6 protein-coding genes and 1 pseudogene are annotated in these 7,083 nt (G+C 70.2%); 5 read left to right on the forward strand and 2 right to left on the reverse strand.

What is annotated here, in order from left to right:
- A pseudogene (locus QN345_RS13610) lies at positions 1-1,017 on the reverse strand (hypothetical protein); the annotation flags it as partial.
- A 150-nt stretch (positions 1,018-1,167) separates the two neighbouring features.
- Between QN345_RS13610 and manA the strand changes: the two are divergent.
- Complete coding sequence (gene manA, locus QN345_RS13615; RefSeq protein WP_134449032.1) at positions 1,168-2,469, forward strand: mannose-6-phosphate isomerase, class I; 1,302 nt, start codon at positions 1,168-1,170, stop codon at positions 2,467-2,469.
- Positions 2,470-2,511: 42 nt separating this feature from the next.
- On the opposite strand, the gene QN345_RS13620 is transcribed toward manA, so the two are convergent.
- Positions 2,512-3,492, reverse strand: a complete 981-nt coding sequence (locus QN345_RS13620; RefSeq protein WP_134449031.1) for a GlxA family transcriptional regulator — start codon at positions 3,490-3,492, stop codon at positions 2,512-2,514.
- 93 nt (positions 3,493-3,585) lie between these two features.
- On the opposite strand from QN345_RS13620, the gene QN345_RS13625 reads away from it, so the two are divergent.
- The 4 genes from QN345_RS13625 to QN345_RS13640 form a co-directional block, all read left to right on the forward strand.
- A complete protein-coding gene (locus QN345_RS13625; protein WP_166787366.1) occupies positions 3,586-3,726 on the forward strand; it encodes a hypothetical protein in 141 nt (46 codons plus the stop codon).
- Between the two features lie 144 nt (positions 3,727-3,870).
- Positions 3,871-4,839 (forward strand): UDP-glucose 4-epimerase GalE, encoded by a 969-nt coding sequence (gene galE / locus QN345_RS13630; protein ID WP_134449030.1) that lies wholly within the window; start codon positions 3,871-3,873, stop codon positions 4,837-4,839.
- Between the two features lie 180 nt (positions 4,840-5,019).
- Entirely contained in the window at positions 5,020-5,358 is a 339-nt protein-coding gene (locus tag QN345_RS13635; RefSeq protein ID WP_134449029.1) for a WhiB family transcriptional regulator, read from the forward strand.
- A 104-nt stretch (positions 5,359-5,462) separates the two neighbouring features.
- The coding region (locus QN345_RS13640) for a glycosyltransferase family 2 protein (protein WP_323508759.1) at positions 5,463-7,083 on the forward strand (1,621 nt) is incomplete at its 3' end.

Here is a 7,083-nt window from a genome sequence, read left to right on the forward strand (position 1 = left end):
CGGCAGGATCGCGCCGAACGGCCACTGGGTGAGCGAACCGGAGGACATCGCGGCGACGCCCTCGGTCAGCCGGGTCAGCGCGGTGCGCACAACGCTGTCGCCGGGGTCGGCCGCGCTGAAGGCGGCGAGGCCGATGGCGGCCTCTGCCGAGGCATCCGCCCCGCCGGCGATGAGCCAGGCCGGGACCTTCACGCCGTCGGCGACGTCGAAGGTGCCGTACCGGGCGAGGGACTGCCGGTTGAGCGCGTCGAGGCTGAGGTGCAGCCGGTTCTGGAGGAACGCGGCGAAGGCGGGGTCTCCGCCCGCGCCAGTTCCAGAGAAGGCCGCGTAGCCCTCGCCGAGGGCCCAGAGGGTGCGGGCGACCCAGTACGACTCCGCGGAGTCGCTCGGGTCCGGCAGTTCCTTGGGCGTTGCGCTCGGGGTCAGCGTGCCGTCGGCTTGCTGCCAGAGTACGACGTTGCCGGCGTTCGGGCCGGACGCGGTCTGGAGGTAGGTCAGGGCGCGCAGGGTCTGCACCGCGTGGTCGCGGCTCGAGGCGTCGCCGGTGAGCTTCCAGTGCCGCAGGTAGACGACCGCGGTGCGGGCGATGTCGTCGGCGTTGTATGCGCCCTGGCTCCAGTGGCCAGTGCCTGCGTCGAGGGAGCCGCCGCCGATGCGGGTGTAGCTCCCGTCCGCGTTGCGGTTGGCGTAGGTCCATGGCGCCTGCGCGGTCGGCTGCTCGGCGAGGCGGTAGGTCGTGTGCTCCGCGGTCTGCGTGAGCGGAACCGCGTCGAGCAGGAAGTCCAGGTGAGCGAGGTTGGTGAGCGGCTGGCCTGCGGCGGGGGCCGGTGGCGTGGTGGTGCTGCCGACCGCGGTTGCGGTGCCGCCGGCGACGGATGCGGCCGCCCGGCCGGGCTGTGCGGCCGCGGCTCCCGCACCGGCTCCCCACAGCAGCAGCGAGACCGCGCTCGCGAGGGCGACGGAGCCCAGCGCCGATCGGCGCGGGGTGAAACGGAAACCAACGGCATTGTGCGTCATGCGTGACTCTCCTTTGAGTACTGAACCGGTTCAGCACTCCCCACTAAACCGGTTAAGGTAGCGAGTGTCAAGGGGGACCGTCGCCGGGCATCCGTGGGCGCCTTGATAGTTTGGACTCAACCGAGTCGCACGAGACGTACAGGAGCAGTCATGTTTGTGGGCATCAGCAATACACCGCGGGACTACGCGTGGGGCTCGACGACCGCGATCTCGGGACTGCTCGGCACGACTCCGTCTGGCAAGCCGGAGGCCGAACTCTGGCTCGGGGCGCACCCGGGGTCGCCGTCGGTAATCGAGGATCCCTCGCGCACGGGCGGGGCCAGGACCCTCGTCGACTGGATCCTCGCGGACCCCGAGCGGGCTCTCGGCTCCGCGCTCGCGGAGCGGGAGACCGACGCAGGGTCGGTGCCTCCGCGGCTGCCGTTCCTGCTCAAGGTGCTCGCCGCCGCGAGCCCGCTCTCGCTGCAGGCGCATCCCACGAGTGAGCGGGCGCGCACCGGCTTCGCCCTCGAGAACGCCGCGGGCGTCCCCATCGATGCCTTCGACCGCAACTACCGCGATCAGTTCCACAAGCCCGAGATCATCTTCGCGCTGAGCGAGACCTTCGAGGCGCTCTGCGGTTTCCGCGAGCTCGGCGAGGTGCGGCGCATCGTGGGGGAGTTGCGCGCCCTCGACGCCGCGTCGGAGAACCCGCAGCCCGGAGCCCTCGACGCCCTCGAGAGCCGGCTGCTCGGTGACACCGGCCTGCGGGACACCGTGGACTGGCTGCTGCGTGACGGGCGCGGCGGCGACACCGGCGAGGTCTCCTGGCTCGTCGAGCGCGTGGTCAGCCTCGCGAAGGACGCCGTGTACCTCGCGGAGGGCGGGGCCGCGATCCGGTTCCCGCTCGAGCTCGCGACCGTGCGCGACCTCGCCGTGGCGTACCCCGGCGACCCCGGCATCGTGATCTCCCTCCTGACCAACCGGGTCTCCCTGAAACGCGGCGAGGCCCTCTATCTGCCGGCCGGCAACATCCACGCCTACCTGCTCGGGCTCGGCATCGAACTCATGGCGGCGTCGGACAACGTGCTCCGCGGCGGGCTCACCCCCAAGCACATCGACGTCGACGAACTTCTCGACGTGCTCGCCTTCTCTCCGGTTCCGGTGCCCTACCTGGCCCCGATCGTGCACACGCCCGGCGTGTCCGAGTACCGGCCCGACGTGGACGACTTCGCGCTCGTGCACATCGAGGCCTCTGCGGCGGATGCTGCCGCTCCCGCCGCCGGGGTCCCGATGCGCCAGTTCACGCTCACGGGACCGGGAATCGCGCTCTGCACGGCCGGAGGCTTCCTCGTGGCCGGTGCAACGGCATCCGTCACCCTGAAGCGCGGCGAATCGGTCTACATCACCCCCGACGAGGGCACCCTCACCTTCGCGGGCGCCGGAGATGTCTTCCTCGCCACAACCCCCTAGTCCCCGCTCGCCGGTCTTTGCTCGGCGCGAGGAGCCCGGAGGTCAGCCGGCGCGGCGGGCCCCGAAGGTGCGCCGGTACGCGGTCGGGGTGGTCTGCAGCACCTTGAGGAAGTGGTGCCGCATCACGGCGGCCCCGCCGAACCCGGTGTCGCCGGCGATCTCCTCGAGGCTCCGCGTGCTCTCCTCGAGCAACTGCTGCGCCCGCAGCAGGCGCTGCCGGTTGAGCCACGCCGTCGGCGTCGTGCCGAGCTCCGCGCGGAAGCGCCGGGCGAAGGTGCGCGGCGACATCAGCGAGCGCCGGGCGAGTTCCTCGACGGGCAGCTCGCGGTCGAGGTTCTCGAGCATCCACGCGGTCACGCTCGCGAACGAGTCGCTGTCGCAGTCGACGACGGGTGCCTCGATGAACTGGCACTGGCCGCCGTCGCGCTGAGGCGGCACGACCATCCGCCTGGCGATGTTGTTGGCGACGGATGCCCCGAGCACCTTCCGCACGATGTGCAGGCACGCGTCGATGCCGGCCGCAGTACCGGCCCCGGTCACCACGCGGCGGTCCTCGACGAAGAGCACGTCGGGGTCGACCCGGGTCTGGGGGAATCGGCGCGCGAGGGCATCCGTGTACATCCAGTGCGTGGTGCTGCGCCGGCCGTCGAGGATGCCCGCCTCGCCGAGCACGAACGCGCCGCTGCAGACGCTCAGCACCCAGGCGCCCCGGGCCTCGGCGTCGCGCACGGCCTGCAGCACGGCGGGATGCACCGGTGTGCCCTTGTCGAATGCGGGAATCGCGAGCAGGTCGGCGTCGGCCGCCGCGGAGAGGTCTTCCGTCACGATGATGTCGAAGCCGAGCTTGGTGCGGATCGGCCCGGGCTCGGCGGCCGTCACGTGGAAGTCGAAGACGGGACCGCCGGTGTCGCTCCTGTCGATGCCGAAGACCTCGCAGATCACGCCGAACTCGAACGGCGCCATGTCGGGCAGGGCGATGCAGACGACCTTGTTGAGCGAGGCAGGGGCGAGCGCGGCGGGCATGCGAACCTCCGGTAACGGCATTGGCAGGAAATGGTCGAACACTGGCAAGACTGCCACTCGCGGCAGGATATCGCAATGCCTAGAGTTCCTGCCATGATGACATTCCTGGTCCTGGTTCTCGCCCTCCTCACCCTCTGGAGCGCCGTCGCGACGTTCAGCACGGTGACCCGCGACGGCTACGGCGACCCGCAGATCGCCCGGCGCACCCACGGCCCCGACGACGACTGGCCCTGACCCACGCGCGCTACTTCCGCTGCTTCGCGCCTGGCACGCCTGGCGCGAAGCGGCGCAGGGGGCGCGCAGCGCCGGAATCGGCCCGAACGCTAGGCTGGCAGCACCGGCATCGCTAGGTTGCCGAGCGATCCTGCGAGGGTAAACATGGCGTGGCTTGTCACCGGCGGAGCCGGCTATATCGGATCCCACATCGTCCGCGCGTTCCTCGCCGAGGGCATCGACGTCGTCGTGGTCGACGACCTCTCGAGCGGCCACGCCGAATTCGTCCCTGAGTCCGTGCCGTTCGTTCACGGCGACCTGCTCGACGGCCCCCTTCTCCTCAACACCTTCTCCGATCACCCGATCACGGGCGTCGTGCACGTCGCCGGTTTCAAGTACGCCGGGGTCTCGGTGCAGCGCCCGCTGCACACCTATGAGCAGAACGTCACGGCCATGGCCACCCTCCTCGCTGCAATGCAGGAAGCCGACGTGAAGCGGATGGTGTTCTCCTCGAGCGCGGCCGTCTACGGCACCCCGACGACCTCGCTCGTCACCGAGGAGACCCCGAAGAGCCCGGAGTCCCCGTACGGCGAGACCAAGCTCATCGGCGAGTGGCTGCTCCGCGACCAGGCCGTCGCGGCCGGACTCAGCTACACCGCGCTCCGCTACTTCAACGTTGTCGGCTCCGGTGCTCGCGAGCTCCGCGACACGAGCCCGCACAACCTGTTCCCGATCATCTTCGACGCGCTCCTCGCCGGCCGCACCCCGCGGATCAACGGCAACGACTACGCGACCCCCGACGGCACCTGCGTGCGCGACTACATCCACGTCGCCGACCTCGCCGTCTCGCACGTCGCGGCCGCCCGACTCCTCGACGCCGGCACGGCGATCGAACCCGTCTACAACCTCGGCAGCGGCGACGGCGTCTCCGTCGGCGAGATCATGACGACGGTCGCCCGCGTGACCGGCATCGACTTCACGCCAGACATCGGTCCCCGCCGGGCCGGCGACCCCGACCGCATCGTCACGAGCGGCGCGCTCGCGGCACGCGACCTCGACTGGAAGATGCGGCACAGCCTCGAAGAAATGGTGCGCAGCGCCTGGGAATCGCGGCAGGCGGCATCCGTTTCATAGGGCTCTGGACGCATATTCGTCAAGCCCCCGGCGAGGTCACATTTTCTGTCTTTGGGCGAGTCGAAACTCTCCAGCCGACATTGAGGGTTTATTATCGGCGACTTGACGTGGGGGAATTACACGGCTGTAATTAGTGCGGACGAGTTATTAGGGCACGTATTGCAAGGGGTGGGAGACGATATGACGCAAGCCGAGTATCGTTCCGGAGTACCCGAGGACTGGTTCGTCGATCCCGTTCGCTTGGGCATTCCCGGAATTCGCAAGGACAGCACCGGACACACTCTTCCCGACGAAGGTGACGCCCTCGCCTGGCAGGCGGATTCGCTGTGCGCCCAGACCGACCCCGAGGCGTTCTTCCCCGAAAAGGGCGGCTCCACCCGGGACGCGAAGAAGATCTGCACCTCGTGCGAGGTGCGCACCCAGTGCCTGCAGTACGCGCTCGCCAACGACGAACGCTTCGGCATCTGGGGCGGTCTCTCCGAACGCGAGCGGCGCAAACTGCGCAAGCGCGCCAGCTGACGCCGTTCCCACCCACATCGGCCGCGTGAATCGGGCCGTGCATATCGGGCACGCCCGTCCAGGGGCCACCGCACAACGACGATGCAACCTAGGCTTGGCTTGATATGCATGCACGAGTCACAGCCATCCTTGTCGCCCGCAACGGCGCGAAACACCTTGAGCGCACTCTCGAGGCTCTGAGTCGGCAAACCCGTCAGCCGGATGTCGTCATCACCGTCGACTGCGGATCCAGCGACGCGACGGCCCAGCTGCTCGCCGCGCACGGTCCGACGCACTTCATCTCCGCCGACTCCGACCTGACCTTCGGGCAGGCGATCGCCGCCGCCGTGCGCGTGATGGCGCCGCCGGAATCCGACAGCGAGATGCTCTGGCTGCTCGCCCAGGACAGTGCCCCCGAACCCGGCGCGCTCGAAGCGCTGCTCGGCGAACTCGAGATCGCACCCTCCGTCGCCGTCGCCGGACCCAAGATCATGGACTGGCGCGCCCATGACTACATCCACGACGTCGGCCTGTCGATGACGCCGGGCGGGGCGACCGTGACCCTCGTCGAGAGCGAACTCGACCAGGGCCAGCACGACGGCATGAGCGACGTGCTCGCCGTCGACGCCGGCGGAATGCTCGTGCGCCACAGCGTCTGGAACCAGCTCGGCGGTTTCGACCCCGGCCTGCCGTCCGCGGACGACGCCCTCGACTTCTGCGTGCGCGTGCGCCTGTCCGGCCGCCGGGTGTCCGTCGTCGCCGCGGCGCGCGTCGCCTCGGCGGGCGACGGTGTCGCCGGGCTCAGCGGGTCCTCGCGCGGACGGGCCCGCCGCAAGCGACTCCGGGTGGCCAGGACCGCACAGCTGCACCGGCGCCTCGTCTACTCCGCGGGGTGGCTGATCCCCCTGCACTGGATCGCGCTCGTGCCCTTCGCCTTCTTCCGCTCCATCGGAGCGCTGCTGCAGAAGGAGCCCGGCGCGATTCCCGGCGAGTTCTCGGCCGCATTCCGCACCGCGTTCAGTGGCTCCCGGGTGCACAATGCCCGCCGTCGACTCGCCGAGACCCGCACGCTCGGCTGGGGGTCGATCGCGTCCCTGCGCCTGACGAATGCCGAGGTCCGCCGCAGGCACGCCCTCAAGCGCGAAGCGGTGCTCGTCGGCCTCGGCGCCGACCGGCCGGAGATCCGCTTCTTCGCGAGCGGCGGCGCCTGGACCGTGCTCGCGGCTGCGCTCGTCGGAATCATCATGTTCGCCTCCCTGCTCGGCGCGCAGAACCTCGCCGGCGGGGGACTCCTGCCGCTGTCGAGTACCCCGGCCGGGCTCTGGGCGAGCGTTGGATACGGCTGGCGCGACCTCGGCCTCGGCTTCGTCGGTGCCGCAGATCCTTTCGCCGCCGTGCTCGCCGTGCTCGGTTCGCTCACGTTCTGGGCCCCGTCGTACTCGCTCGTGCTGCTCTACTTCGTCGCCCTCCCGCTCGCGGCACTCGGCGCCTGGCTCGCGGCGACCCGCCTGACCGACCGCGGGTACCTCCGCTTCACAGCCGCAGCACTGTGGGTGCTCGCCCCGACCTTCCTCACAGCGTTCTCGGCCGGTCGCCCTGCCGCGATCCTCGCGCACCTGCTGCTGCCCTGGCTGTTCTTCGCCGGCTATTCCGCCGGCCGGTCGTGGTCCGCGTCGGCGACAGCATCCCTGCTCTTCGCCGCCGTGCTGTTCTGCGCCCCCTCGCTCACGCCCGCGCTGCTCATCC

The organism is Cryobacterium sp. 10I1 (genome assembly GCF_035019805.1).
GTDB lineage: Bacteria > Actinomycetota > Actinomycetes > Actinomycetales > Microbacteriaceae > Cryobacterium > Cryobacterium glucosi.